This window comes from Massilia sp. YIM B02763, from assembly GCF_030412015.1.
In the GTDB taxonomy this organism is placed as follows: domain Bacteria; phylum Pseudomonadota; class Gammaproteobacteria; order Burkholderiales; family Burkholderiaceae_D; genus Telluria.
Map to the genome: position 1 here is coordinate 1 of NZ_JASNRD010000026.1, position 25752 is coordinate 25752.

Genomic DNA, 25752 nt, shown 5'->3' on the forward strand with positions numbered 1-25752 from the left:
GGTTCAGCTGTTTGTTGAACACACAGAGAACAATAAGAACTTACTTCTTCCGGATTCAGCGTGACGCCCAACAAAGCGACATGCGTACAAGTTATGCCTGATGACCATAGCAAGTCGGTACCACCCCTTCCCATCCCGAACAGGACCGTGAAACGACTTTGCGCCGATGATAGTGCTGCAACCAGTGTGAAAGTAGGTTATCGTCAGGCTAGTTATATGAAAAACCCCACCAGGTGATCCTGGTGGGGTTTTTTGCTTTGGGGCGCCGGATAAGCATCCTGAACCGCATGTTGAACCGCATTTCCATGTTCCGAATGTGGTTTTCTCCACTATTTATATGGCAGACAGGAAACTTTCAATTGGATGCACACCAACATTTACGGTAGCATCTCCGGCTTTGCCATAGAAAATTAAACATGAACGCTGATCGCGACACCGATGCACGGGCCAAGCGCAGCCAGGCTTTCCGCCTTGCCGCACTGATGGTGTCGTTTGCCTGCGTGACGGTCGCGATCACCTCGTTCCTGCTGCTGACGCTGGTCGACCATTTCGCTATCAAACACGCCTCCGAAGAGGCGCGCCTGCGCCTGGAGCAGCTGTCTTGGCAGATGCGCGATTCCCTGGACCGCACGCTGGAGCAGGCGGTGCGCGACGTGCGCGTGCTGTCTTCGCTGCCGGCCATCCGCCTCAAGAATGATCCCGATCTGGCCCGCGGCGTGCTGGAAAGCATGCAGCGCAATTATCCCGACTACGCCTGGATCGGCATCGCCGGCATCGACGGCAAGGTCAAGGCCGCTACCGGCCGCCTCCTCGAAGGCCGCGACGTCACGGGACGACCCTGGTTCAAGGCCGGCCAGCGCACCGCGATCGCCGAGGATTATCACCCGGCCACGCTGCTGGGCGACCTGCTGCCGCGCGCTCCCGATCCCTGGCGTTTCGTCGACCTTGCCGGGCCGATCCAGGACGACCGTGGCGCGCCGATCGGCGTCCTGGCCATCCACCTGAGCTGGAAATGGGCGCGTTCCCTGGCCCGCAACCTCCTGACGCCGGCGCTGCGCGAATACGGCGCCGAGATCGTCGTCGTGCGCAGCGACGGTGTCGTCCTGCTCGGCCCCGACGCGATCCTGGAAAAACGCATCGCCACCGAAAGCCTGCGGCTGGCCCAGCTCGGCCGCACGGGCGCCATCGAAGAGCGCTGGTCGGACGGCAAGACCTATGTGACGGGCTACAGCCAGACGGGCCGCACGGACGAGCGCACCAGCTTGCACTGGAGCGTGCTGGTGCGCCAGACGAGGGAAGCCGCCATGGCGTCGGCGCACGACTTCGAACGCCGCGCGTTGTGGCTGAGCCTGGCGCTGGCGACGGCGCTGGCAGCCGCTGCGGCGCTGCTGGCGCGGCGACTGGTGCAGCCGTTGAAGGTGCTCAGCGGAGCGATCGAGGATATCGCCCACGATCCCGCCGTGGCCACGCCGGCGTCGATTCCCGTCGTGGGCGGCTTCCACGAAGCCCAGGTATTGTCGGATGCGATGCGCGAGCTCTTGCGCAGCGAAGGCCGCCACCGCGAAGCGCTGGAACGGATGAATGCGCAGCTGGAAGACACGGTGGCCGAGCGTACCGCCGAACTGCAGGAACTCCTGATGCGCGACGTGCTGACGGGCTTGCCGAACCGCCGCGCCCTGGTGCAGATGCTGCCCGAGGCGATGGCCAGGGCGGCGCGCCTGGACCGTCCGTGCGCGCTGATGTTCCTCGACATGGACGGCTTCAAGGCCGTCAACGATACCTATGGCCACGAGGAAGGGGACGCATTGCTGCGCCAGTTCGGCCAGCGCATCCAGGCCAATATCCGTGAAACCGACCTGGTGGCGCGCCTGGCCGGCGACGAATTCGTCGTCGTGCTGGAATTGTTGAACGATGGGAGCGAGGTGCGGGCCAAGGCGGAATCCCTGCTGGCCCAGTTGTCGCAGCCGTTCGTGCTGACCACGGCCACCGTGCAGGTGGGAGCGAGCATCGGAGTAGCCCTGCAGATGCCGCGCGACGTGCAGGATCCGGCGCGCTTGCTGGCCCGCGCCGACCAGGCCATGTATCAGGCCAAGCGCAAGGGCAAGGGCCAGGTGGCAATCGTGGCGCCGTCCTACGGCGGCGCCACGGTCTACTGACGCATCAGGACGTCAGACGCCCCACAGCACGTCGCTGCTTTGGTCGCGGGCGGCGCGCAGCATTTCCAGCAGCGGGTAGGCGCGGGTCGAGAAGCTGACGGTCTGCACCTGCTCGTGCTCGGCATCCGCATTGTCGCCGTGGTGCGCCTTGACGTCTTCCTCGAGTTCGTCGGTCGCCTGGTGCTTGCGGCTTTCTTCGATCTCGTTTTCCAGCAGCTTGACTGCCTGGGTCGCTTCGGCGGCGGTGATGACGCCGCGGTCGCTGTCCTTGTGCAGCAGGTCGAGGATGCGTTTTGCGTGTTCCTGGTACATCAGAACGTTCGGGTAGGCCTTGGATTTGAAAGTGATCAGCATAGTTTTGTTTTTCCGGTCAATCGTTAGTAATCGAACGATATCACGTCTCGACTTAGGCGGTGGTTAACGCCCATCTTGACGGTGGCGCAGCAGCCAGGCAAGCAGGAGGACGGCGCAGCCGGCGGCCAGCGCCAGCGCGGCGCCCGCCAGCGTCCATTCCGATGCCCCGCCCGCCAGCGCGACCAGCAGCCAGCCCAGCCCGCCCCAGCACAGCGTCGACACCAGTTCGAACATGCTGCACAAAAAATTCTCCTTGCCGCGCATCTTGAAGTTGTTGCGCGGGGCCGGCCTGCCTACCCACTGGACGATCAGGGCCGCGCTGACGATGGCCGCCACCGTCGTGAAGGCGGCCAGCAGGCCCGCCAGCGGCGCATGCACGATGAGCCACAGCAGCGGCAGCGCGACCAGCAGCAGGGCCGGCATCGCCGCCGCGGCCAGCTTGGCCAGGCGGATCGTACGCCCCGCCGCCGGGGACGACACCAGCAGGTCGGGCGCGTCTTCGGCCGAGATCACGATCCAGGCCAGGCCGCCCGTGATCGAGCTGCACAGCAGCGTCAGGCCGGCGCCGACGGCGGGATTGACGCCGGCGCCGACCCGGCCGCCGTCGCGCAGGATCAGCAGCAGCAGCGGCAGCAGGTACAGCGTTTGCAGCAGCACTTGCGAGATCAGGTGCGGGTCGCGCGCGATCAGGCGCCATTCCTTGACGACGATGGTATCGAACAGGCTGGCGCGAAAACGCAGCGTGAGCGCACCGGCCGGCCGGGCGGCGGCGCGGCCGCTGCCGGCGGCCTGCTGCAGGCCGTGCACGAAGAAGCGGTGCGTGCGCCCCACCGTCAGGAAGAAGGCGGCGCCGGCCAGCAGGAGCATGCCCAGCAGCGGCAGCGGGTCGCCGAGGGCCGCGCGGCCGGGCAGCCACAAGGGGCTGTCGGCCGCCAGCAGCGGATGCCGGGCCAGCGCGGCCAGGACCGGACCGACGCCGGCGCTGCGTTCGTGGCCCAGCAGGTTGCCCAGCTGTGTCATCAGGAACAGCGCGGCGCCGGCCACGGCGGCCAGCACCTGGGCCAGCACGCGCGTGCGGCGCGCGCCCAGCACGCGCACCAGGGCCAGCGTCGACAGCATGGCGGCGCAGGCGGCCACCATGGCGGTGCCGGCGACGGCCGCGTAGATGCCGAGCCAGCCCGGATGGCCCCGCACCAGTCCCACGTTGGCGAAGGGCGCGAACAGGTACAGGAACAGCGCCGCCGTGCTCGCCGCCACGCCCAGCAGGCGCACGGCGAAGATGCTGCGCGAGGGCAGGGGAGAAGAGAGCAGCAGGTCCAGGTCGCCCCGTTCGAACAGCGCCAGCACGCAGGCCTTGAGCGCCGTCGCCAGCATGAAGGTGGCGCAGACGGCCAGCACGACCGTCACCACGGGCGCCAGCAGCGGCAGTCCAACGGCGCCGGCGCCCGCTTTCGCCAGCAGCGCCCACGCGAACACGTGCAGGGCGGCGAAGCCGGCGATCCAGGCGACGATGGCCGCCGTGCCCGGACGGCGCTTGCCGCTGCCGTTGACGGCCGCGCCGTACCATGCCTGGCGCAATTCGTGGCCCAGCAGCCAGCGCGCGCTGCCCGGCGGCGCACCTGCTCCGAAGCCCATCATGCCGCCTGTCCTTCGGTCAGCTGCAGGAACACGTCTTCCAGGCTGCCGCCGCGGGTCCGCTCGCGCAGCGTTTCCAGCGTGCCTTCGGCGATCAGGCGGCCCTGGCGGATGATGCCGATGCGCTGCGCCAGCCGCTCCGCCACTTCGAGGATGTGGGTCGTGAGGATCACGGTGCCGCCCTTGGCCACGTGCGACAGCAGCAGGTCCTTGACCTGGCGCGCCGCGGCCGCGTCCAGGCCCGTCAGGGGCTCGTCGAGGATCAGGAGTTCCGGATCGTGGATCAGGGCGCCGGCCAGCGCCAGCTTCTGCTTCATCCCGCGCGAAAAGCCTTCGGTCAGCTCGTGCGCGTGCTGCGCGAGGTCGAGCCAGTCTAGCAGTTCGCGCGCGCGCGGTTCGGCGTCGAGCGCGCGGATGCCCCACAGCCCGGCGACGAATTCCAGGTACTCGCCAGGCTTGAGCTTGCCGTACAGCAGCGGGTCGTCCGGCAGGTAGGCCATGCGCCGCTTGGCCGCGGCGGGATCGCGCGCGAGGTCGACGCCCAGCACCTCGACCTGGCCGGCGTCCGGCGCCAGCAGCCCCGTCACCATGCGCAGCGTCGTCGTCTTGCCGGCGCCGTTGGGGCCGAGCAGCGCATACAGTTCGCCGCGCCGTACGGTGAGGTCGAGGCCGTCGACGGCCGGGCGGCCGAACGCTTTGCGCAGCGCGCGCAGTACCAGGGCGGGGGAGGAATCGGTCATGGAAGGCGCTCAGCGGGGCGTGAAGGAAACGAGGAATTGCTCGACCTGCTCGGCCGGCATGGCGGACACGGGACCGACGACGATCGCCTGGTAGATGCGCTTGCCGCGCGCCTCGAAGCGGCCGACCACGCGCATCGGCACGCCATTGCGCTCGCCGCGCGCATCGATGGCGGCCGTGGGCTGGGCATCGGCGGCGATCGGGCCGGCGCTGGCGCCGATATTGCGCGCCAGCGCCAGCCGCATCGCCGCCAGCGCCGCACGGGCGCGCGCGGCATCGGGCGCTTCGGCCGTGCCGACGGCGAAGGTCGCGCCTTCGACCTCGGCCGCCGTCATCGTCATGGCGACGCGCAGGCCGTCCAGGTCGATGTCGCGGGTGACGGTGGCGGGCTTGGCCGGGAGCAGGACGCGGTAGGACGCGTCCGGACCGGCGACCTCGCGCCAGTTGTAGGTGGGATTGCAGCCGGCGAGCAGGACCAGTGCCAGCAGCACCGGTGCGAGTGCCAGGAGGGGAGCGGGGCGGGAGCGCATGTCACGATGGTAACAGGCTCCCCCGCAAAGCGATACGCGCGTGCGTCAGGCGCCGACAGGGATCGGATTGTCCACGAAGTACAGGTTCAGCTCGTTGATCATCTTGTGCTCGCCCGGGCCGGGATTGTTGCGCGCCGCCTGGGCCATCTCGACCAGCACTTCCTCGCGCTCGCCCGCTAACCCTTGCAGCGTCTCGGCCACGAACGGCTCCAGTGCCATCGCACGGGGATCGCCGCTCTTGTAGATCAGGTCAGTATTGACCCAGGGCGGGGCGATTTCCCGCACTTCGACATTGGTGTTGCGCAGCATGAAGCGCAGCGACATCGTGTACGAGTGCAGCGCCGCCTTGGTGGCCGAGTACACGGCCGTCGTCGCCAGGGGCACATAGGCGACGACCGACGTGTTGTTGACGATCGCGGCGCGGGGCTGCCGCTTGAGATGGCCGACCAGCGCGGACGTCATGCGGATCGGGCCGATCAGGTTGGTGTCGATGGTGGACAGCGCCGTGGCTTCGTCGATGGCGGTCGACACGTCGTCGAACGGCATGATGCCCGCATTGTTGATGAGCACGTTCAGCGCCGGGTAGTCCGCGACCAGGGTGGCGGCGGCACGGTCGATGCTGGCCGCGTCCGCGATGTCCAGCTCGATCGATCGCATGCCTGGATTGGCGCGCGTGATCTCGTCCAGCAGGGTCTTGCGGCGCCCGCCGATGATGACCTGGTTGCCCAGCTTGTGCAGGGCTTCCGCGAGGCCGCGGCCGATGCCCGAGGTGCCGCCGGTAATGAAGATGGTGTTGTCGCTCAGTTGCATATCGGTACTCGAATGAGGTTGATATCGGACGGCACCGGACGGGGTCCGGTGCCGCGCGGCGTTCAGGCGCCGACCGGAATCGGGTTGTCGGCCATTTCCTGGTTGAACGCGTTGACGAGATTGTGTTCATCCGGCCCCGCGTTATTGCGCAGTCCGAGCGCCATCTCGACCACCACTTCCTCCTTGTCGGTGGCCAGGCCCTGCATCGTCTGTTCGATGAAGGCGTCCAGCGGCATGGCGCGCGGGTCGGTGCCCTTGTAGATCAGGTCGGTGTTGACCCAGGGCGGGGCGATTTCCTGCACCTTGACCGAGGTATCGCGCAGCATGAAGCGCTGCGACAGCGTGTACGAGTGCAGGGCCGCCTTGGTGGCCGAGTACACGGCGTTGGTGGCCAGGGGGACGTAGGCCAGGATCGACGTGTTGTTGACGATGTGGGCGCGCGGCTGTTTCTTCAGGTGGCCTACCAGGGCGGACGTCATGCGGATCGGGCCCAGCAGGTTGGTGTTGATGGTGGACAGCGCCGTTGCCTCGTCGATGTCGGCCGACGGATCGTCGAACGGCATGATGCCGGCATTGTTGATCAGGACATTCAGTGCCGGGTAGTCGGCGATCAGGCGGGCGGCGGCGCGCTCGATGCCGGCCGGGTCGGCGATGTCCAGCTCGATCGAGGCCATGCCCGGATTGGCACGCGTGACCTCGTCCAGCAGGGCCTTGCGGCGGCCGCCGATGATGACCTTGTTGCCCAGCTTGTGGAAGGCTTCCGCCAGGCCGCGGCCGATGCCCGAGGTGCCGCCGGTGATGAAGATGGTGTTGTTGGTCAGTTGCATGATGTTCTCCTAGAAATGGTGTCGGGCTTTGTGCCGTTGTCGAGCGCTGAGCTCATGGGAAACATCTTCGCCAGGAATGCAATCGCCTGAGAGACAAAGAAACCTCGTTTTAAGACAATATGTGCGTGCACACACTATCTTCTGGCCTATCTGTCCTGTCAGTTGTCCCAGCAAGCAGTACGATGAGTGTCGTATGATTATCATCATGCACTGCAGCAAACTTGCCGTCCTCTTGCCGGGATGGCCGCTTGCTCCTGCTTTTATCGAATACTTAGAGGACATCATGAAACGCAGTATCGGACTCCTGTTCCCGCCCGGCTTCCAGGCCCTGGACCTGATGGCGACGACCGTCTTCGAACTGGCCAACAACCTCAGCGACGAGACCCACTACGAAGTGACCATGCTGTCCGAGCATGGCGGTCCCGTCACCAGTTCCTCGGGCGTGAGCGTGCTGACGGAACCTGTCGCCCGTCACGACTACGACACGCTGCTGGTGGCCGGGCAGATGTTGCCCGGCAAAAAACCATCGTCGCCAGGCTTCATCGAGATCCTGCGCCAGGCCGGCCGGCAGGCGCGCCGCGTCGCCAGCATCTGTACGGGCGCCTTCCTGCTCGCCGAAGCGGGGTTGCTGGACGGCAAGCGCGCCACCACCCACTGGCAACTGGCGCGCGACCTGCAGCGCGCCTATCCGAAGCTGCGTGTCGAGGAAGACCGCATCTTCATCAACGAGGGCAAGATCTGGACCTCGGCCGGCATGACGGCGTGCGTCGACCTGTGCCTGGCAATGGTCGAAAGCGACTTGGGCGTGGACCTGGCACGCAATATCGCGCGCCAGCTGGTGGTGTACCACCGCCGCAGCGGCGGCCAGTCCCAGTTCTCGGCCTTGCTCGAACTGGAACCGAAGTCCGACCGCATCCAGCAGGCCCTCAGCTATGCCAAGCAGCACCTGCGCAAGCCCCTGTCCGTCGACGAACTGGCGGAGGCCGCCAACCTGAGCACGCGCCAGTTCAGCCGCACCTTCCGCATCGAGACGGGGCAGTCGCCGGCCCGCGCCGTCGAGGTGCTGCGCGTGGAGGCGGCGCGCGCCATGATCGAGAGCAGCAACCATTCGATCGACGTAGTCGCGCGCGAAACGGGCTTCGCCGACCCGGAACGCATGCGTCGCGCCTTCCTGCGCGCCTTCGGCCAGCCGCCGCAGGCGATCAAGCGCGCCGCCCGCGAGCAGGCGGCCATGACGGCCAGCTACGCTTGACGGTTTGCCAGTGCGCGCGGACATGTCCGGAAAAGAGGCAAATTAGTCCTACGCGTCATCTCCCGTTCTGAAAAGATGGGCCCGCTGTTGGATCCGGCACGACCCGATCCAATTCCCGCCATCGATCAGAACAGGAGTTGAGATGAACGCGCAATCCAAGACCCTGCCCAGGGGGCTGTTGTATACCCTCGCGCTGGGCACCTTCGCCATCGGCACCGAAAGCTTCATGATCGCCGGCCTGCTGCCGAGCATCGCCACCGACCTGGCGGTGAGCGTGGCCCAGGCCGGCCTGCTCGTCACCGCCTTCTCGCTGACCTATGCCGTCGGCGGACCGCTGCTGGCGATCCTGTCCGGCAGCTTCGAGCGCCGTACCGTGCTGGTCGGCGGCATGGCCATATTCGCGGTCGGCAATGCGCTGGCCTGGGCCAGCCACAGCTATGCCGGCCTGCTGGTCGCGCGCGTCGTGCTGGCGCTGACGGCCGGCCTGTACATGCCCAGCGCGAACGCACTGGGCAGCATGCTGGCGCCGCCCGAACGGCGCGGCCATGCGCTGGCCATCGTCAACGGCGGCATGACGTTCGCCATCGTGGCCGGCGTGCCGCTCGGCACCTTGCTGGGGACGCACCTTGGCTGGCGCGCCACCTTCGGGGCCGTCGCCGTGTTGTCGCTGCTCGCCGCCGTGGCGCTGGCGCTGGGCCTGCCGAAGTCGGTCGGGGCCGGCGTGGCGCCGCCCAGCCTGAAGGCCCGCCTGGACGCCGCGCGCCAGCCGGGCGTGCTGCCCACGCTGGTCGTGACCATGTTGTGGGGCATCGGCACCTACGCGCCCTTGACCTACCTCGCGCCCTACCTGGCGCAGGTGGCGGGCATGCCGGCGTCGAACATGAGCATGGTGATGCTGCTGTGGGGCGTCTCGGCCGCCATCGGCCTGGCCGTCGGCGGACGCGCCACCGACCGCTTCGGTTCCTTCAACGTGGTGATCCCGGCGCTGGGCCTCCTGACGCTCGCGTTCTATTACCTGTCGAGCCTGGCCGGCTTCGGCCACTGGCCGCTGCTGCTCACGCTGCCCGGCATCGTCCTGTGGGGCATGGCCACCTGGGGCTTCTTCCCGGCCCAGCAGAACATGCTGGTCACCCGCGGCGGCGTGGCGCTGGCGCCGGTGGTGCTGTCGCTGAACTCGTCGTTCCAGTACGTCGGCTTCTCGCTGGGCGCCGTGGTCGGCGGCTGGACGGTCGCGCACCTGTCGGCCGGCGCCGTCGGCTGGGTCGGCGGCAGCTTCGAGCTGGCCGCGATCCTGCTGACGCTGGCGATCGGGCGCCAGCGGGTGCCGGCTAACGCCGTCGGGGCCTGATTCGGATTCAGCCCTCGCGCAGTCCTCTGCGGTACTGGATCGCCTCGGCCACGTGGGCCGCCTGCACCTCGCCCGACGCGGCCAGGTCGGCGATGGTGCGCGCCACCTTCAGCACCCTGTGGTAGGCGCGCGCCGACCAGTGCAGGCGTCCCATCGCCTCGCGCAGCAGCGCTTCCGCCCCCGGGCCCAGGCAGCAATGGCGGTCGATCTCGCGCGTCGTCAGCGTGCGGTTGGCCTTGCCCTGGCGTTCCAGCTGCAGCGCGTGGGCGCGGGCCACGCGCGCGGCGATGGCGCCGCTCGCCTCGCCGTCGGCCAGCCGGGCCATCGCCTCGGGCGCCATCGCCGCCACCGGCACCTGGATGTCGATGCGGTCGAGCAGGGGACCGGAAATGCGGTCCTGGTAGCGCTGCACGGCGTCCGGCGTGCAGCGGCACTTCGCCGACGGGTGGCCCAGCCAGCCGCAGGGGCAGGGATTCATGGCCGCGATCAGCTGGAAGCTGGCCGGAAAGTCGGCCTGGTGGGCGGCACGTGAAATCGTGATCTCGCCGGACTCGAGCGGTTCGCGCAGCACTTCCAGCACGCGCCGGTCGAACTCCGGCATTAGGAATACAAAATTGTCTGTCCGTTCCAGATGCCTTTCTATTACGCTAAAGTGACTTCTTGATCGACCTTAGAAGGCGCTCATGGCAAAGAACCGGTTTCGCTTGATTTGGCTGCATCCTGCCAACCTCTCACGACACATAGAGGCTGAGTTAGCGCGGCTTCCACTATCCGCTGATGCATTCCCTCGGCGGTATAGCAGCTCGCCAGCTATCGCCCTGATCATTCAAGGTGACGGTGCTATGTGTGGCCCTGCAACCGCCTACATTGCGGCATGTAGCCAGCGGAGTCGAAGTGTAGAACTGGACACTCAGCGAACATATGCAGAGGCAATTGTTGATTGGTTGAATTACGCGTCAGATAGAGGCGTTGTGCATCAACTGGTAGGGGAGCGTGATGTTCAGGAATATCGGAACTTTCTATCCAGTTCGAGGGAAGGAAAAAAACTGGCAGCCGCTACGATTGGGCTTCGCGTTGGTGTCGTTGTGCGTTTTTTTGAATGGTGTCAGACATACAGTTGGGCGACTTCTCCGTTGGGGAAGCAATTGCTGCAAAGTCCTCGTACTAGTGCTCGCCTAGGGCGAAGCGGTTGGAGATCGCGAACGTCGCCGTTAATCGTTCTACCAAGAGTCCGCTCAAGGTCACCGAAGCCGATTGATTCGTTATCTCTTCAGCTGATCGCACGCCAATTACCACAGCCCTATCAGCTGATTTTTGTTTGGGCGCTTACGACTGGACTTCGGCGGGCGGAGATCTGTCGCCTCACTGTGTCCGATATTTTTCGTGCGACAGATATTCCAGCGACTAGTGGCATTGTGGAGATGCCTATTTTGCGAAAGGGAGGAAGGGAAAAGAGCGTCTTCGTTTTGCAAGGACTGATTGACGAAACCCGGTGGTACATCGATACGGTGCGACCGGGATATGCTACTGATAGTGAGTGCGTGTTCCTGACCAGGCGTGGCACCAAGATAAGCAAGCAAGCTGTTTCTCGCCGCTTCAAGGTCGCATGTGAACACGCCGGGATTGATTCCACGTTCCATGGCCTCAGGCATACGTTTGCGTTGAATGTACTGGATATCTTGGAGCGTCAGGCCGCTAAAGGTGTCGCGATAAATCCCTTAAAAACACTTCAGGTCCTCCTTGGGCATGCTTCACTAGAGACTACTGATATCTATTTGCAGAGTCTTCAAGTTATGTCTCCCGTCGTTGAGCATGCCCTTGATTTTTTATATGGCAAAGCGAAGGCGAGTTTTGATGCGTAGACGAGTGCATTATGAAGATAGGTCGTTTTCTCTAGGTCTTAGCACCCCTATCGCAATGGTGCTAGTACAGGCACATGAATCGCTCTACGGCTCTTGCGAAAAAGGGACTCGGGATCGCGCTTGGCAATGTATCCGCAAGCTTGCAAGATGTATGGTTGAACTTGGACACGCCCACACCGAGCGTTTTCCACGAAAAATCCTTAGTCTCTTTTTTGACTGGCTCAGCGACACACCAATCAAAGATGCCAGCAAACAGTCTGACATGATCATTGTCCGAGCATTGATTCACTGGTGTGCGCGCAACGTTCAGGACATATTGGACGGTCCCCTCGCGATCGAGTCGCGCAATTTCTTCCGCCAACAACCAGTTATTGGTCCATCGCTGTCTGAGCATGATTCCCGCTTAGTGATGAATGCCGCGCTTGTCGAAATTGAGGAAGTGGCTACACGGATTCGTGTTGGAAGAGAAGAACTGAATGAGCAAGCGACACAGCGGGCAAAGCTAATTGCACGCCTTCTCGAAATTGGTGAAGGACGCATTCCGGTAGAGCGAATCGTTGCCACTTCAAAGGAATCTCTTGCTCGCCGCATGCGTGATGAAGGCGGTTTGAAGCTCCTCTGCCGGATGATCTTTCCCGTTCCGCGTGATCTCTTACCATTCTACGTAGCCATTCAGTTTCAGTTAGCGGGTAATCCGCAGGCAATAGCAAAGCTGCGCCGCGATTGCATTGAAGTGAACGAACTACGAGAAGACAGAGAATGGGTCATTTGGGATAAGCCCCGCGGTGCAAAGGCTCAGCGGGCTGACTTCCCTGCCGGGAAGGCAACCTCCGCACCATCGCTGATTCGCCGATTGAGTGAACTTACACAGCCTCTGACAAGCCTTAACGAAGCAACTAAAGATTTTGTCTTTTTAGCTTATGACCGTGGGCGTGTCGCTGTGCCATCCCTGCAGACATGGCACAATTCCCTACTCGATTTTCGGCATAGACATAATCTTCCTGAGTTCACCTTTGCTCAGCTGCGACGTACATCAGCCGTTTTGCACCATCAAGCAGCAGGCTCGATTCTGATCGCTCGGCAAAAGCTTAATCATGCGTCGGTTGCAACGACAGTTCGATATTCAAGCTACGAAAATGTCGGGGATATGCATGACCGTGTCGTGCACTCCAGCCAAGAGGAACTGAGGAAGGAAATCCATAGCGTTCCTCTCCGTCGTTTGGTACGAAAGGAGCCAGTCGCGCCCGCAGACACGGTATTCGGATTTTTGTGCTCGGACCCTTTCGCCGGCCATGTTGATCAGTCCAGCCCCGAAAAGCCATGCGATCATTTCCATCGATGCGCCACATGCCCTGGAGCTCTCATTCCACTAGATCGGCCAGACGTAATTGCAGCAATTCTCAGGTCTCACAAAAGTCTCGTCGAGACAAAGGAACGCGCTATTCAACAAGGCTGGTTACCCCGTTTTAATGCCTTATACCAGCCGACTCTAGATGCAATAAGCAATGACCTGTTGCCCAAGGTTCCTGCTCATGTGATTGAGGCAGCGGAGTCAATAGCTAAGATCCGGCCGTTTCCTATACTTGAGTAAGGAAATATGAGAACAATCGTGAGCAAGAGAAGTCGGGTGTGGCTCATCAACCCACATCCACTATACGGGCCGAGAGACCTTCGTATTTGCTGGTCTCGCCTATTGCCGCCGAAGGGGGAGGAGTCCAGGCATGAACGGGCTTACTTGAGTCAAAGCGTGAAGGGATTCTTCTATGCCTCAATTACCCATGCCGAAGCTCGTGCTGGATTGCTCAGCCCAGGAACGGTGCAACTGGATTTTCGCCGCATTCGGGTGTTGTGCAATTGGATGATAGAGAAAGGTAAATGGCGATTTAGCTCGTTGACAGCTTCAGACGTTATGGAATTCCTAGAAATCCGGTTGTTTGCTAGGCGTTCAGGCTGCGAAGACTCGGGCACTGTGACGCAAAGCTCGATCGGCGAATACTACGGAATGCTCAAGCAGCTTTGGATACTTCGCGATCAATACGTCGCTCCGCTGCAAATAGACGTTGAGCGCCTTGTCGGATTGCCAGAGTTAATGGCTCGCGCAATGCCAAACAAAATTTGGGCACCGGTAGAGCTGACGATGGCAAAAAAACTTCTTCGATGGGCGTTGTCTACGGTTGAGAGATCAGCCCCGGTGGAAGACGCCCTTGCTGAAATTTGGGCATCTCGGAAGCGTTGGGTTGGAACGACGCGCAACATGTGTAAGCAAGAGTTTCGGAAATTATTACTCCGGGTAGATGCTCGCTACTCGGAACAATTCGTTGTGGGTGATGCTTTGGGGAAAACGCGACTTCAATCGGCAATTCGGAATCTTGAGGGGGCCATTCTTCTAATCATATTGTTCTTCACCGGCATGCGGATATCGGAAGTTTTGACGCTGCAAACAAATTGTCTGGTAACTCGTCAACATGCAGACGGCATCGTTTATTGCTACCTAAAGGGGCCCGGCGCCAAGCGAAAAGGACGCGAACGTCTGTGGGTCGTTCCTGACGTTATTGCGGATGTTGTTCGCCTTCAAATACGCCTATTCGCGCCGATCCGTGAGCTGCACAAGGTGTCGATGCTCTTCCCCCGTCAATTCGATGCGATGCGAATACTCACTGGACGCTTCAAACCACATGCCCTCACTGGCGCAGGAGCGAACCTGATCATGCGAGAGGCTATTGGCGGGATTGGCAATAACTTGTGCGATTTAAGTTCAAGTTTTCACGCTCACCGTGCGCGTAAGACATTTGCTCGGTTTGTGGTGATGCGCGACAAATCTGCCCTTGAGTCGCTCGCACATCACTACGGGCATGTTTACGCAGCCATACTCGATCGGCATTATGTTGGCAATGACTTTCGACTAGAAGAACTCATTCGAACGGAAGACATAGCTGAACTCCGCGAGGGATTAACTAAACTTCTGACAGCAGCCAATATTGGAGGAAAAGCCGGTGAGCGAATGATGATGGCGAGGGAAAGAATCGCCGCTTCACCTGCCCTAAGAGGTAAGGTTACATTAGATGGGGTGGTCGAGAACCTTGTAAAGAATGGCCTCATTCTAGCGCCTTGCGATTGGGGATACTGCGTATATGCGCGTGAGCAGTCCAAATGTAAAGGGAATGCAAATGGCCCTAATCCCATATTGCGGGCACCATCAGTTTGCGCATCCTGTACAAACTTTGCAGTCGCTGACCATCACCTGCCCTGGTGGGAGCGAAGACATGTTGAGCAGAGCAAGTTCTTGAGTAGGCCTGGCTTACCAGAGCAAACTAAGCGTGTTGTATCCGAACAGTTAGCAATGACGGAAAAGGTTTTGTCTAGTGTCATCCGCCAACATGCAAAAGAGGGAATGGATGAATAGCGTCAAAAACCGCCTCGCCTCGGCACTGGCGCTTCTCAAAGCAGAGAATCGTATAGAATCGGCATCTATTTCAGAAATCTGCCGCCTTGCTAAAGTAAGCCGTGCAAATGTTTATGCCTCGCATCGTCAGATGCTGATTGAGGCTAAGGGAGCTGCGGCGCCAAAGAACCGAAAATCCGTGAAGCGTGAAAAGAGCACGTCCGAAACAGATAAAGAGGTTATCGCCGAGCTGGAGCGCCAAGTCATGGCACTAAGATATATTTGTTTCGAACTCGCGCTTGAGCTTGAAGCGGAACGTAAGAAGAGCAAACAACTTGCTAACGAAATTCGAAAAGAGTCCTCTAGTCGCCGTTGAGGTAGTTACAAGCCGGCACGCGAGAAAATGTTGGAGGGCGTGCAGCCCAGTGCGATCGAAATACGCATGATGTTGGCGAAGCTTACATTTCGCTCGCCGCGTTCAATCTTACCCATGTGGCTGCGATCGATAGCAGCGTAATGCGCAAGCTCTTCCTGAGACATCCCCATTTCCTTTCGCATGGCACGAACGGCTGAGCCAACAGCAACCAGCTGTTCGCTAAATTCTTGGCCGGGCGAGGAGGATTTCATCCCCGCATGATCGAATTATAGGGCAAAATAGGCCACGGCATTTATGGCCCATTTTTCGCAATTTCGCCTACACTCTGCTTCAGTTAAGGTATACCTTGAAGAAACCAGTACTAATTAGACTTGACCCTGTGTTGCATGAGAAGCTGCTTCTCCGTTCGGCCGAACTTACTGTTGAGCGTCGGCGTTCCGTATCAGTGCCATCGCTCGTTGTAGAGTTGGTTGATCTCGCGATGTCTGATGGTACCGAGAACAACAGCGAAAGAAGCACTTCAAGCTGATGTGACAATTTGACATCATAGTTGACTCTTTCGGCCTGACGAGGCGACATGGTGTCGAGTGCCGTCTTGCCTCCAGGGCCGGCGTTACATGGGCGGTTCTTTTAGGATTTTCCTATGCTTTGTGTAACAGCCTGTTCCGCTCATACGCTACATGGTAGAAGGGCAGTTTGAGCACTCGTTGCAGGCACTTCACACGCGTCGCGGTGAGTTGGCCATAGCATGCTTAGATATCCCTAACTGAATTTGTTGGTTTTTTCAATAAATTCATATACTTATGGCGATTTCATGCATGAAATCGATGATGCGACTTGTTTGCCCTCTTCGCGAACACTCTCCCGCTCGATCGCTTCGCTAGCCTCAGAGTTGCCGAGCTGGTAGACTTCACCAGTTGCCACTGTCTCCACTGGCGAAAGCCTCCAGTCCATGTCACTAATTCGATTTCCTGCCGATATTGAGCCCCTATTTTCTGGGCATGAAACCTTCCCCTTGCGTCAGCTTTGGCTTCGAAAAGCTTTCGCTCAAATTGACACCTATGGCGAAGTAGCGCCAAAAGAGGTGTTTTCCGCCGAAGATGCCATCGAGAGGTTCGGTGTTGGTAAGAATATGGTTTCTTCTATCAAGCATTGGGCGTTGGCTTGTGACGTGATCAGGAAGGTAGGGAAGGATTCGTTTCGTCGAGGCGAAATAGGCGAGGTGCTTTTTGGGAAAAATCCTTGTGACCTCTACCTTGAGCGAGATGCAACTATTTGGCTGGTTCATTGGCTTTTGGCCGGACGAGCTTCGAGGTCAGCAACTTGGTATGTCATCTTTAATTTTGTACAAAGCCAATCATTTAGATCTAGCGATGTGCTTGCGTTGCTTGACGAATATGCGATGGCCAACAAAGCCGTGCGATCTGGTACGACGCTAAGTCGCGACGTAGAAGTGTGTTTGAGAAGCTACACGTCCGTGTCGCAAAGAAATGCGACTGAAGATAGCGCTGAGCCTCTGCTTTCGGATTTGGGTCTGCTTTCGATGAGCGGGAAAGACAGTTATCACTTTCATCGTGGAGATCAGTATTCGTTGCCCGACCAAATATTTGCTTATGCGCTGCTCGATTATTGGTGCCGATGGGAAAGCTCGTCATTTGCCAATCAGGCAACTCTGTCTTTTAATTCAATCGCTCATGATTACGGATCTCCGGGGCGCGTCTTCAAGTTGGATGAAGATTCCGTTGGAGACCGTCTTTCTCGAATTGCTGAAATCACCAGCGGTTATCTGGAATGGACTGATTCGTCAGGTATTCGCCAAGTGAGTCGAATGGGGAGCGAGTCAATGAAGCAGAAGATGAATGAGATTTTGAGATACGCATATGTCAAATAGGCTTTCAAATTACGTAACAGTGCGTCGTCAGTTCTTGAGGTCGGTTCGATTGGATTCCGATATGGGACGCGATGATGCGATGCAGGGCTACATCTTGCAGGCGTCTGCACAATCGGTGCTTGAGGCAACTGCGAACCATTTCTTAACTTCTCAGCAGCGTGCATTTACCTGGACCGGTCCTTATGGGGGAGGCAAGTCTTCGCTTGCACTTGCGTTTGCATCGTTAGTGGGGGGGAGTGATTCCTTAAGAAAAGCCGCCCGATCATCGTTAGGCGTTCGTAGCGGCAGCCCCTTATACAATGCCTTCTGCACCAAAGAGAAGTGGGCTGTTTTACCGGTCGTCGGGAAGCGTGTTCCGATTACAGATGAGATCGGAGTGGCAATTGACACTTACCTCCCTGGCGTGCGCGGGCGGAAGCCGCAGATTGCTGGCCGGAGAGATGTGATTGCGGAGTTAGTGCGGGCAGCAGAAGCCAAAACAGAATTCGGCGGCATTGTACTTATCGTCGACGAACTGGGGAAGTTTCTTGAGCATGCAGCGCATTCGGGGGAGGATGTCGGTTTCTATCAAGACCTCGCCGAAGCGGCTAGTCGGTGTAAGGGGAACTTAATTGTAATTGGGATATTGCATCAGGCGTTTGAGCAATATGCGTCTCGATTGGGACCGCTTATTCAGCAAGAATGGGCAAAGGTGCAAGGACGATATGTTGACATTCCACTAGTCGCTGGATCGGACGAGGTAGTGGCCTTGATTGGGCGTGCCTTGGAAGTGAGCATTGAGCATGCTCCTTCGATAGAGGTCGCAAACAAGGTAGCGAAAGTCATCAAGAAACGCCGACCGAGCGCAGGCGCCGACATTGCTCCCTTAATGGATTCATGCTGGCCGCTCCATCCGGTAACTGCTGCGTTGTTAGGTCCTGCCTCTCGTAAGCGTTTCGGGCAAAACGAACGAAGCGTTTTCAGCTTCTTAGCCTCCGCGGAACCGGTGGGATTTACCGAGATTTTGGCCGGGCTTGAGGCTTCAGCATCGAGCTATTATTGGCCGTTCCAATTCTGGGACTATTTGCGCACAAATTTTGAGCCCGCTATTGCGTCGTCGTCGGATAGTCATCGCTGGGCTCTTTGCGAAGAGGCGATCGAACGGACAGAGGCGCGCTTTTCACGCCTCCATGTTGAGATAGTCAAGACAATCGGTCTTATCGAGCTGTTACGTAACGGCACTGGGCTGGCAGCTGAGCTTGATCTCTTGAAAGTCAGTGTGCGAGCGACCGATGCAAAAAATGTAGAGGACGCCCTAAATGAACTCACTGCCGCATCGATACTGATTTTTAGAAAGCACCTGGATGCATATGGCGTTTATGCAGGCAGCGATTTCGATATAGAGGCAGCTCTTAGAAATGCAAAAGCGCAATTGGGGACGGCAGATATTGCGCGGCTTGGCGAGCTCGTAGAGCTCGGGCCTGTAACGGCCCGCCGTCACTACTGGAACACTGGTGCTATGCGGTGGTTCTCCCGTAACGTGATCTACGCTCAACAAGTCGAAAGTTATGTGGCGAAGTTCGCGCCATCGGGAAGCCAATGTGGTGAATTTTTGCTGGTATTGTCTGATCAACACCACGCCCCACAAAGTCGAGATGGGACGGCCGCGTCAATTAAGAAACCTGTTCAATTTGGCGAGAGTAACGGCATCACAATTGGTGTCCCAACAAACTCGCCGCGTATTGAAGACCTCATTCAAGAGCTTGCTGCGTTAGAGTTTGTCCGAAAAAATAGCCAACAATTGGACGGGGATGATATCGCAATGCGCGAGGTCACGGCACGTCTTCAAGTAACCAAGGCTATGCTTTCAGATGAGCTGCGCGATGGCTTCCAAAATGCGGTGTGGCACTATGAGGTCAGCGGTAAGACGCACAAGCGAGTAAGCAAAGAAGGTTTGTCCCACCTTGCATCCGAAATTGCTGACACTGTATTTTGTTGCTCGCCAGTTGTGCATAGCGAGTTAATTAATCGCGATTCGATATCTAGCAATGCTGCCAAAGCTCAGAAAGAGCTACTGCATGCGATGCTGACTGCATCGTCTCAACCTAACCTCGGTTACACATCGTTTTCTGCCGATGCTGGGCTTTATCACACAGTTGTAAAGGCAGTCGGATTGCACAGAGAAATTTCCGGTACGTGGAAATTTGCCGACCCTGCTGAAACGTCTCGGAGCGGCTCCATGAAAGAGCTATGGAACGCTGCGGAGCAACTTGTTTTCAACTCTACGCAACTAATTCGGCTCGACACGCTCTATGCGGAGTGGCGGCGCCGGCCATTTGGCGTGAAGTCTGGGCTTATGCCGATTTTTGCACTTGCCTTCTTTATGGCAAATCGTCATCAGTTAGCGCTGTATGTGGAGGGTATGTTCACGCCCGATGTTAACGAAGCTCATATTGACGAATGGCTGCAAGATCCTACAAGGATCTCATGGAGGTTTGTTCGTATTGAGGGCGATGACAGGGAAATGCTGAAAGCGTTGGCTGCTGCCTTAACGAAAAGACTGGGGCATCAAGTTGCAACGGATGTGCTGGACTCTGCGCGCGCCCTGGTTTCGATGGTCTATCAGTTACCACCTTGGGCACGGCGCACGATGCTTGTCTCTAAGGAGGCTCAAGATGTACGGCGATTACTGCTCAACGCAACCGACCCCCACAAAGTTTTGTTTGCTGATCTGCCCCTTGTCCTGCAGACCAGAAGCCCTTTGCAACTTGCTCATCAGATTGCTGAAATCGCTGGTGAGCTTACAGATATATTTGGAAGCCGATTGCGCAAAGTTGAGGTGCGATTGATCGATGCACTCGACTGCGACGGCAACCTCAACGCATTGAATGCGCGCGCGGCCGCAGTATCTGGAATTGGTTCCGATTTTAAGTTGGACGCTTTCTCTTCGAGGCTTTCCCAATTTAAGGGGACTCAGGCCGATATCGAAGGACTTTTGATGCTCGCGATCGGAAAGTCCACGAAGGATTGGAGCGACCCGGATATCGATGCAGGGGAGATGCAATTACTTACATGGGCGATGGAATTCCGCCGACTTGAATCACTCGCTCAAGTTCGCGGACGACCTGCGAATCGCAGGGCGATCGGTGTTGTATTTGCTTCGAAACGAACAGTGACGGGAACGTTTGATGTCTCAGAAAATGACTCTGTCGTCGTGAAAGAATTGGCCAGCGAACTGCTTGCGCAAGTGAGCACTGGAAGAATGAAACGTGAAGTCCTCTTGGCGGCGATCGCAGAAGTAGGCGCAAGTTTGTTTGAGCAAAGTACAGAATTGAAAGAGGTGGAGTAATGGCTGAACATCACGTCCTAGGGATCTCCGGCGGAAAGGATAGCGCAGCATTGGCGATCTTCATGCGTCAGCGATACCCTGACTTAAATATTCGCTACTTCTTTACTGATACTGGAAAAGAGCTTCCAGAAGTCTACGACTTTCTTGCGAAGCTCGAAGGCTTTTTGGGCAAATCCATCGAAAGGCTCAATCCACACAGAGACTTCGACTTTTGGCTGCGTGAATATGGTCACTTTCTTCCGAGCCCGCAAACACGCTGGTGCACGCGCCAGCTAAAGCTCCTGCCCTTTAAGCATTGGGTTAGACCGTGGCTGGAAGCTGGAGATACAGTTCGTAGTTACGTCGCAATTCGTGCCGATGAGGATCATCGCGAAGGCTTGGTATCGCAGCACGACAATTTGGTTGTGGAATTACCCTTTAGAGAGCATGGCGTCGATAAACGAGGTGTTTACGATCTATTGGATTCCTCAGGCGTAGGAATGCCCAAGTATTATGAGTGGCGCTCACGAAGCGGTTGTACCTTCTGCTTCTTCCAGCAGAAGATCGAATGGGTTAGGCTGAAGCGGGAGCATCCTAGTCGCTTTGACGAAGCGAAGCAGTATGAGAAAACAGCGCTGGAGCATGGTTCGCCGTTCACATGGACTCAACGTGAATCGCTAGAAGAGCTGGAGCGCCCGGAGCGAATGGCACAGATTGAGGCAGACTTCGAAATTCGAAAGCAAAGAGAGTACGCGAAGATTCGTATCAATCCTTTGCGTCCGGAGATAGCTAGGCCACTGGAAATTGATGACCTGTATCTCGAAGATGAAGGCGGCGGATCATGTCTGATCTGCCATAAGTGACTTACATTATTCGCTTAGGAATATCATGGCAAAAGGTTTCAGGATCGCCGCGAGAGCGCTACGCCAACTTGGCGGCGAACTCATTACATCCGATGATGTGGCTTTAAACGAGCTTATAAAAAATGCCTTCGATGCCCGCTCACCTCGAGTAAGTGTTTCAATCACGGCTACTGCGGACATGGCGGCACTTTCCTTGCTCGAGGAGCAGCTACACAATGGTTCGATCGAGAACGCTCAAGCTATAGAACGCATCGAGAAAGCTGTTTCGTCGGCCCTTACGTTAGACGCTCGAGCCAAGCTTATCAAGAAATTGAATGAATACCTTGATGATAAGGATGGCTTCACACGATTCCTAAAAAAATTCTATGAATCGCAGACGATCGTGATCCAAGATCGTGGTCGTGGCATGAGCAAGGATGACCTGGCTGATCGCTTCCTTGTAATCGGGACTCCAGGCAAGCTTTTAGAAAAGACCGAATCCGGCAAGTCGGATAGGCCAATCTTGGGCGAGAAGGGTATCGGACGTCTTTCCATGATGCGGCTTGGTCAACTGGCCACCATCCGATCAAAAACAAAAGACGGGAAGTGGCATGAGATCAAGTTTGATTGGAATAGATTCGACGACCCAGCACTGTTCCTTGATCAAGTTGAAGTAGAAGTCGACGAGGCTACGACTGAGCCTGATCTTCCTCATGGGACCGAAATTGTTATAAGTCGGTTGAATGCGAACTGGACACCTGAAAAGGTCAGTGCTTTTATCAACAAGTATATTCGCAGGCTACAAGATCCATTCTTAGTGGATAAGTTGCCTTATCCGATCGATATCCGCCTCAACGAAAAACGACAATCTATCGCGTCGTTGCCAGACTGGTTAAAAGGTTGCGCGCAATTTAAAGCGTCTATTCGTTTTGATCCTAGCGGGCTGGACGGAACTGAGCAAGTGTTTCGACGTGAGCTTGTATGGCATGGGACTACAACCCCGGAAATTCGCAGTTGGGAGCTAAGTGAGCTCACTAGGCAACTAGGTGTTCCTGCCAGTCTATTCAAAAGCCTAGGAAGATTTGAGGCAAACTGTCTGTGGTTTAACCGCCAAAGGTTGGCAGGCAATGGTGTAGAACGCACACGCACAGAGATCGCGGACGAGCTAAATAATTGGTGCGGAGGTTTTAGCATCTATCGAGATAATTTCCGCGTAGGGAAAACTGGCGGAATGGATGACGACTGGCTTGAGTGGGATAGTACGGCCCTCAAAGCCAAAGGCTTCGCGCTGAACCGATACCAAACGGTTGGTAGTGTCGCTATCTCATCCACAACAAATCCTCGCTTGGTTGATGCTGCGAATCGCGAGCGCTTGATCTCCTGTCCGGAGCAGGAACTCCTCAAAAATTTGCTAGGCGAAGTAATTGTTCAGGACCTGCGCTCGCATATCTATGCAATTCGTGATGCGGAGGCGAAGCTGGCTATTGCTGAAGAGTCCACTGAAGTGTCCATGAAACGATCTGAGGACAGCCTCAAGAAAACCCTTTCAACGTTGGCCGAAATTAGTAAGACAATTCCGACTGAACACAAAGCCAAGGTGGCGGAAATCCGTGAGGCACTCCACGATCAAGTGGAATACGTAAAGACAATCAAAAACTCGCTAAACATGGCTCGCGAAACCAAGGTCGAAATCTTGGAGCTCGCGAACATCGGCCTTGTAGTTGAGATTGTAATTCATGAATTGAGTCGTCTAACTGAACGAACAGGCGAATTGCTGTCAGACCTAAAAACGAAAAAGAGCGATGCCGATATTCTAGGCGTGGTTGATAATCTTCGTTCACAAATTAACGCTACCAATAAACGCATTCGAACGGTTGACGTGATGAGTCCATCTGGACGGCACAGGCGCGAACGCTACGACGCCGTTGCGCAAACTCAGGCAATTGTCGCAGGCTTCGCGAATCGATTTAAGCGACATAAGGTTGTGTGCTTAGTTAGCCTAGACGAACGCACCGATGAACTGGGTGAACTGAACGTTTACATGGTTAGAGGGTTGATCGCTCAAGTGCTAGAAAATCTACTAAGCAATTCAGTTTATTGGTTACAGCAGGGGTTGCGTGAAGGGGACAGCCAACGAACGATACGCATTGAAATCGACTCGAAAGCACTCTGCATAAACGTTTCCGACAATGGTCCAGGTATTGATCCTAGAAATGCCAGGGATGTCTTTATGCCATACTATTCGACGCGCAAAAAAGGCAAAGGGCTCGGTCTCTATATCTCTAGAGAGCTGGTTGACTATCACGGCGGTCAGCTATATCTGGACGCATCTGAAGATACAGATGGTCGTCTGCGTACATTCGTAATCGAGTTGCCAAAAGAGGAAAAATAATGACAACAAAGATGGACCAAGCCCAAGCTAGTGAGGCGGCACTTCAAGCACAACTGACAGGTGCGGCACACGCTGAGGTCGCGCAAGTTGCCGCTGCCGAGCAAAGCGTGCCGGAACAAAAGATCCGGATACTTGTTGTGGATGACGAGCTTTTCGGCATGAATCAGAGCCATCTAACAGATGAATTTAAGCAAGTTTTAGGTGACGTCAGTAGCCCAGAAGTCGAGGAAATTTGGGCATACGCTATGAAGCTTTGCGGTCGTCCCGCGTTAGAAGAGGCGCCTAAGGATGCAGCTGCGTTCCTCACATCTGATGAGCTAGTCCGTCAGGTTTTACTGCATCCCACTTTCATCGCAGAAGTTCAAGAACCTACGAAGAGTGCTTTGCAGTTTTTCCACGAACGAGCTGCCAAAGTTGCCACGTTGCGTAATACTATTGAAGAAGCTTTTCCCGAACAGAAGGCGGAAATCACCTGGCTTGGTGCTAGGCCGAGCGCACCCGAAGAACTTTTTCAGTATGACTTATTGATACTGGATCTCGTATTAGGTTCCTCGGCATCGGCAGTTGATGAGCTTGTAAAGTATCTGGCGGCGTTAGGGCGAGATGCGTACCCGCGCCCTGTACCATGTGTGGTAGTAATGTCGAGCCATAGGGAACTGGTGGATTATCAGATCCAGTTCAGCACGAAATCCAACATCAGTGCCGCAGGCCTTCTGATTCTTCCAAAAGGAAAGATTGAGAAAGCCGAATTTGGGGCAGAAGGAATGTTGCTTAGCTACCGGCAGCTGGAACGGCAACGTGATGTCGCGCAACAAATGCGGGTGTTTATGCGCGCATGGACTGATGCTTTGGAAGCAGGAAAGAACAAGGCGGCTGAGGCATTGTGGAACTTAGACGCTGCCGCTATGCAAGAGATTCACCTCGTTGCGCATAATGATAACGACCCCTATGATGAATTTTTAAATGCGCTAATCTCGCGCGAGTATTTGTGGCATGTCGAATCTGTTCAGGCAGTCGCTGATGCCATCAAAGCACTGGATGAGTGCTTTCAAGCCCAGTTGGTACGTCCAGATCCCAAAAAGCCGGCAGCTATTCGGCAGCGGTTCATCGCTCCGTTCGTAGAGCCAAAGCATGGTCGAGAATTAGTCTCCCATTTTACGTGGACTGGAATGCCCCTTCCTCAGAGTCTTAGCAAGGTGGATCTCCCGACTGCGACCAAGGAGTTTAGTAGCTTGGTTCCTTTCGGCGGGTTGTTGGCGCCGCCGAATCTTGCACTTAACACAGAATGCCTCGTTCACATTACACAGCAGTGTGATCTCAATCAGCAGCGAGATGGACAGTCGGTACTCTTTGCAGTCGCCAAGGCAAAACCAGTGAAGAATCACTCAATTGATGTTTATAAAGAAGAGCTGGTAGCACGTGGGCTAACTATTCAAGGAAAAGAGTGGGATTTCGTACTCGAGAAAGGAAGGCAGATTTCCGTTCCTACGAAGACTTTCGTTCGATGGGCAAAGCGCAACGGATTACAAGTCTGCGGGCGGTTACGTCATGATATTGCGATGCATTTTCTGCTCGCTACTACCAACAATATGACGCGGTGGGCGTCCCAAAAAGTTGATCATATTATGACTCTTGACGTGAAGCTCTATTTGCACGGCAAGAAATTTGAAAACGGTCACGTAGTGTTAAAAGATTCTGAGACTGGCGAGCCACTCGTCGTTTCGATGGCAAAGACGAACTCAAATACATTTTATTTCAGAGACACCACGAGCATCCGAATCGCTCTTTGGCTTGCTCAAGAGTCTGCAAAGCACTATGACATGTCTGGGGTGTCCACGGAAGTAGTGTGTAACAAACTCAGCATTCCACAGAAGAGCGGCGCGTGCCTTGAAAAGTTCATCGATTTGAAGGTAAAGGATGTCCTTCCTGAAAATCTTAAGGAGCTACTTAAAGCAGAAAAGGCCCCAGAGGGAAAAGTGGAGTTGGTTTGTGTGTTCAATTCAGCCGAGTTGTAACCACTTGCGTCACCGCTAACGTCAGACAACAACGT

The 25752-nt window shown here is 57.1% G+C and carries 19 protein-coding genes, 1 rRNA gene and 1 pseudogene; 13 read left to right on the forward strand and 8 right to left on the reverse strand.

The window, feature by feature from the left end:
* The first annotated feature begins 96 nt into the window (after positions 1 to 96).
* Both rrf and QPK32_RS23280 read left to right on the forward strand, forming a co-directional pair.
* Positions 97 to 209 (forward strand): 5S ribosomal RNA (gene rrf, locus QPK32_RS23275).
* 207 nt (positions 210 to 416) lie between these two features.
* Positions 417 to 2156, forward strand: a complete 1740-nt coding sequence (locus tag QPK32_RS23280; RefSeq protein ID WP_290415166.1) for a sensor domain-containing diguanylate cyclase — start codon at positions 417 to 419, stop codon at positions 2154 to 2156.
* Positions 2157 to 2168: 12 nt separating this feature from the next.
* Here QPK32_RS23280 and QPK32_RS23285 read toward each other — a convergent pair whose 3' ends face one another.
* From QPK32_RS23285 to QPK32_RS23310, 6 genes are all read right to left on the reverse strand, one after another.
* Positions 2169 to 2510 carry a DUF1840 domain-containing protein gene (locus QPK32_RS23285; RefSeq protein WP_290415167.1) on the reverse strand — a complete coding sequence of 114 codons (342 nt, stop codon included), beginning with the start codon at positions 2508 to 2510 and terminating at the stop codon, positions 2169 to 2171.
* Between the two features lie 63 nt (positions 2511 to 2573).
* On the reverse strand, positions 2574 to 4148 hold the full coding sequence (locus QPK32_RS23290) for a hypothetical protein (RefSeq protein ID WP_290415168.1): 1575 nt from the start codon (positions 4146 to 4148) through the stop codon (positions 2574 to 2576).
* Positions 4145 to 4885, reverse strand: a complete 741-nt coding sequence (locus QPK32_RS23295; protein ID WP_290415169.1) for an ABC transporter ATP-binding protein — start codon at positions 4883 to 4885, stop codon at positions 4145 to 4147. The genes QPK32_RS23290 and QPK32_RS23295 overlap by 4 nt, the downstream gene beginning before the upstream one ends.
* A gap of 9 nt (positions 4886 to 4894) precedes the next feature.
* Positions 4895 to 5413, reverse strand: coding sequence for a hypothetical protein (locus QPK32_RS23300; RefSeq protein WP_290415170.1), 519 nt, complete (start codon positions 5411 to 5413; stop codon positions 4895 to 4897).
* A 45-nt stretch (positions 5414 to 5458) separates the two neighbouring features.
* Entirely contained in the window at positions 5459 to 6223 is a 765-nt protein-coding gene (locus QPK32_RS23305; RefSeq protein ID WP_290415171.1) for an SDR family oxidoreductase, read from the reverse strand.
* A gap of 62 nt (positions 6224 to 6285) precedes the next feature.
* A complete protein-coding gene (locus QPK32_RS23310; protein WP_290415172.1) occupies positions 6286 to 7050 on the reverse strand; it encodes an SDR family oxidoreductase in 765 nt (254 codons plus the stop codon).
* Between the two features lie 283 nt (positions 7051 to 7333).
* Between QPK32_RS23310 and QPK32_RS23315 the strand changes: the two genes are divergently transcribed.
* Both QPK32_RS23315 and QPK32_RS23320 read left to right on the forward strand, forming a co-directional pair.
* A complete protein-coding gene (locus QPK32_RS23315) occupies positions 7334 to 8302 on the forward strand; it encodes a GlxA family transcriptional regulator (protein ID WP_290415173.1) in 969 nt (322 codons plus the stop codon).
* 142 nt (positions 8303 to 8444) lie between these two features.
* A complete protein-coding gene (locus QPK32_RS23320) occupies positions 8445 to 9650 on the forward strand; it encodes an MFS transporter (protein ID WP_290415174.1) in 1206 nt (401 codons plus the stop codon).
* Between the two features lie 7 nt (positions 9651 to 9657).
* Here the strand turns inward: QPK32_RS23320 and QPK32_RS23325 are convergent.
* Positions 9658 to 10263: pseudogene (locus QPK32_RS23325) on the reverse strand (ATP-binding protein); the annotation flags it as partial.
* Between the two features lie 229 nt (positions 10264 to 10492).
* Between QPK32_RS23325 and QPK32_RS23330 the strand changes: the two are divergent.
* The 4 genes from QPK32_RS23330 to QPK32_RS23345 all read left to right on the forward strand — a co-directional run bounded on the left by QPK32_RS23330 (position 10493) and on the right by QPK32_RS23345 (position 15270).
* Complete coding sequence (locus QPK32_RS23330) at positions 10493 to 11512, forward strand: tyrosine-type recombinase/integrase (protein WP_290415217.1); 1020 nt, start codon at positions 10493 to 10495, stop codon at positions 11510 to 11512.
* Between the two features lie 151 nt (positions 11513 to 11663).
* Positions 11664 to 13103, forward strand: a complete 1440-nt coding sequence (locus QPK32_RS23335) for a hypothetical protein (protein WP_290415175.1) — start codon at positions 11664 to 11666, stop codon at positions 13101 to 13103.
* 156 nt (positions 13104 to 13259) lie between these two features.
* Positions 13260 to 14915 (forward strand): hypothetical protein, encoded by a 1656-nt coding sequence (locus tag QPK32_RS23340; RefSeq protein WP_290415176.1) that lies wholly within the window; start codon positions 13260 to 13262, stop codon positions 14913 to 14915.
* On the forward strand, positions 14908 to 15270 hold the full coding sequence (locus tag QPK32_RS23345; protein WP_290415177.1) for a hypothetical protein: 363 nt from the start codon (positions 14908 to 14910) through the stop codon (positions 15268 to 15270). The genes QPK32_RS23340 and QPK32_RS23345 overlap by 8 nt, the downstream gene beginning before the upstream one ends.
* A 5-nt stretch (positions 15271 to 15275) precedes the next feature.
* Here the strand turns inward: QPK32_RS23345 and QPK32_RS23350 are convergent, their stop codons facing one another.
* Complete coding sequence (locus QPK32_RS23350) at positions 15276 to 15521, reverse strand: helix-turn-helix domain-containing protein (RefSeq protein ID WP_290415178.1); 246 nt, start codon at positions 15519 to 15521, stop codon at positions 15276 to 15278.
* A 701-nt stretch (positions 15522 to 16222) separates the two neighbouring features.
* On the opposite strand from QPK32_RS23350, the gene QPK32_RS23355 reads away from it, so the two are divergent.
* The 5 genes from QPK32_RS23355 (at position 16223) to QPK32_RS23375 (ending at position 25717) form a co-directional block, all read left to right on the forward strand.
* Entirely contained in the window at positions 16223 to 17161 is a 939-nt protein-coding gene (locus QPK32_RS23355) for a DUF4007 family protein (RefSeq protein ID WP_290415179.1), read from the forward strand.
* A gap of 61 nt (positions 17162 to 17222) precedes the next feature.
* On the forward strand, positions 17223 to 20489 hold the full coding sequence (locus QPK32_RS23360) for an ATP-binding protein (protein WP_290415180.1): 3267 nt from the start codon (positions 17223 to 17225) through the stop codon (positions 20487 to 20489).
* Positions 20489 to 21331, forward strand: coding sequence for a phosphoadenosine phosphosulfate reductase family protein (locus QPK32_RS23365; protein ID WP_290415181.1), 843 nt, complete (start codon positions 20489 to 20491; stop codon positions 21329 to 21331). The genes QPK32_RS23360 and QPK32_RS23365 overlap by 1 nt, the downstream gene beginning before the upstream one ends.
* 25 nt (positions 21332 to 21356) lie before the next feature.
* The gene (locus QPK32_RS23370) at positions 21357 to 23702 is read left to right on the forward strand and encodes an ATP-binding protein (RefSeq protein WP_290415182.1); all 2346 of its coding nucleotides are present in this window, start codon (positions 21357 to 21359) and stop codon (positions 23700 to 23702) included.
* Positions 23702 to 25717, forward strand: a complete 2016-nt coding sequence (locus QPK32_RS23375) for a hypothetical protein (protein WP_290415183.1) — start codon at positions 23702 to 23704, stop codon at positions 25715 to 25717. Before QPK32_RS23370 ends, QPK32_RS23375 begins: the two co-directional genes overlap by 1 nt.
* Positions 25718 to 25752 lie beyond the last annotated feature (35 nt).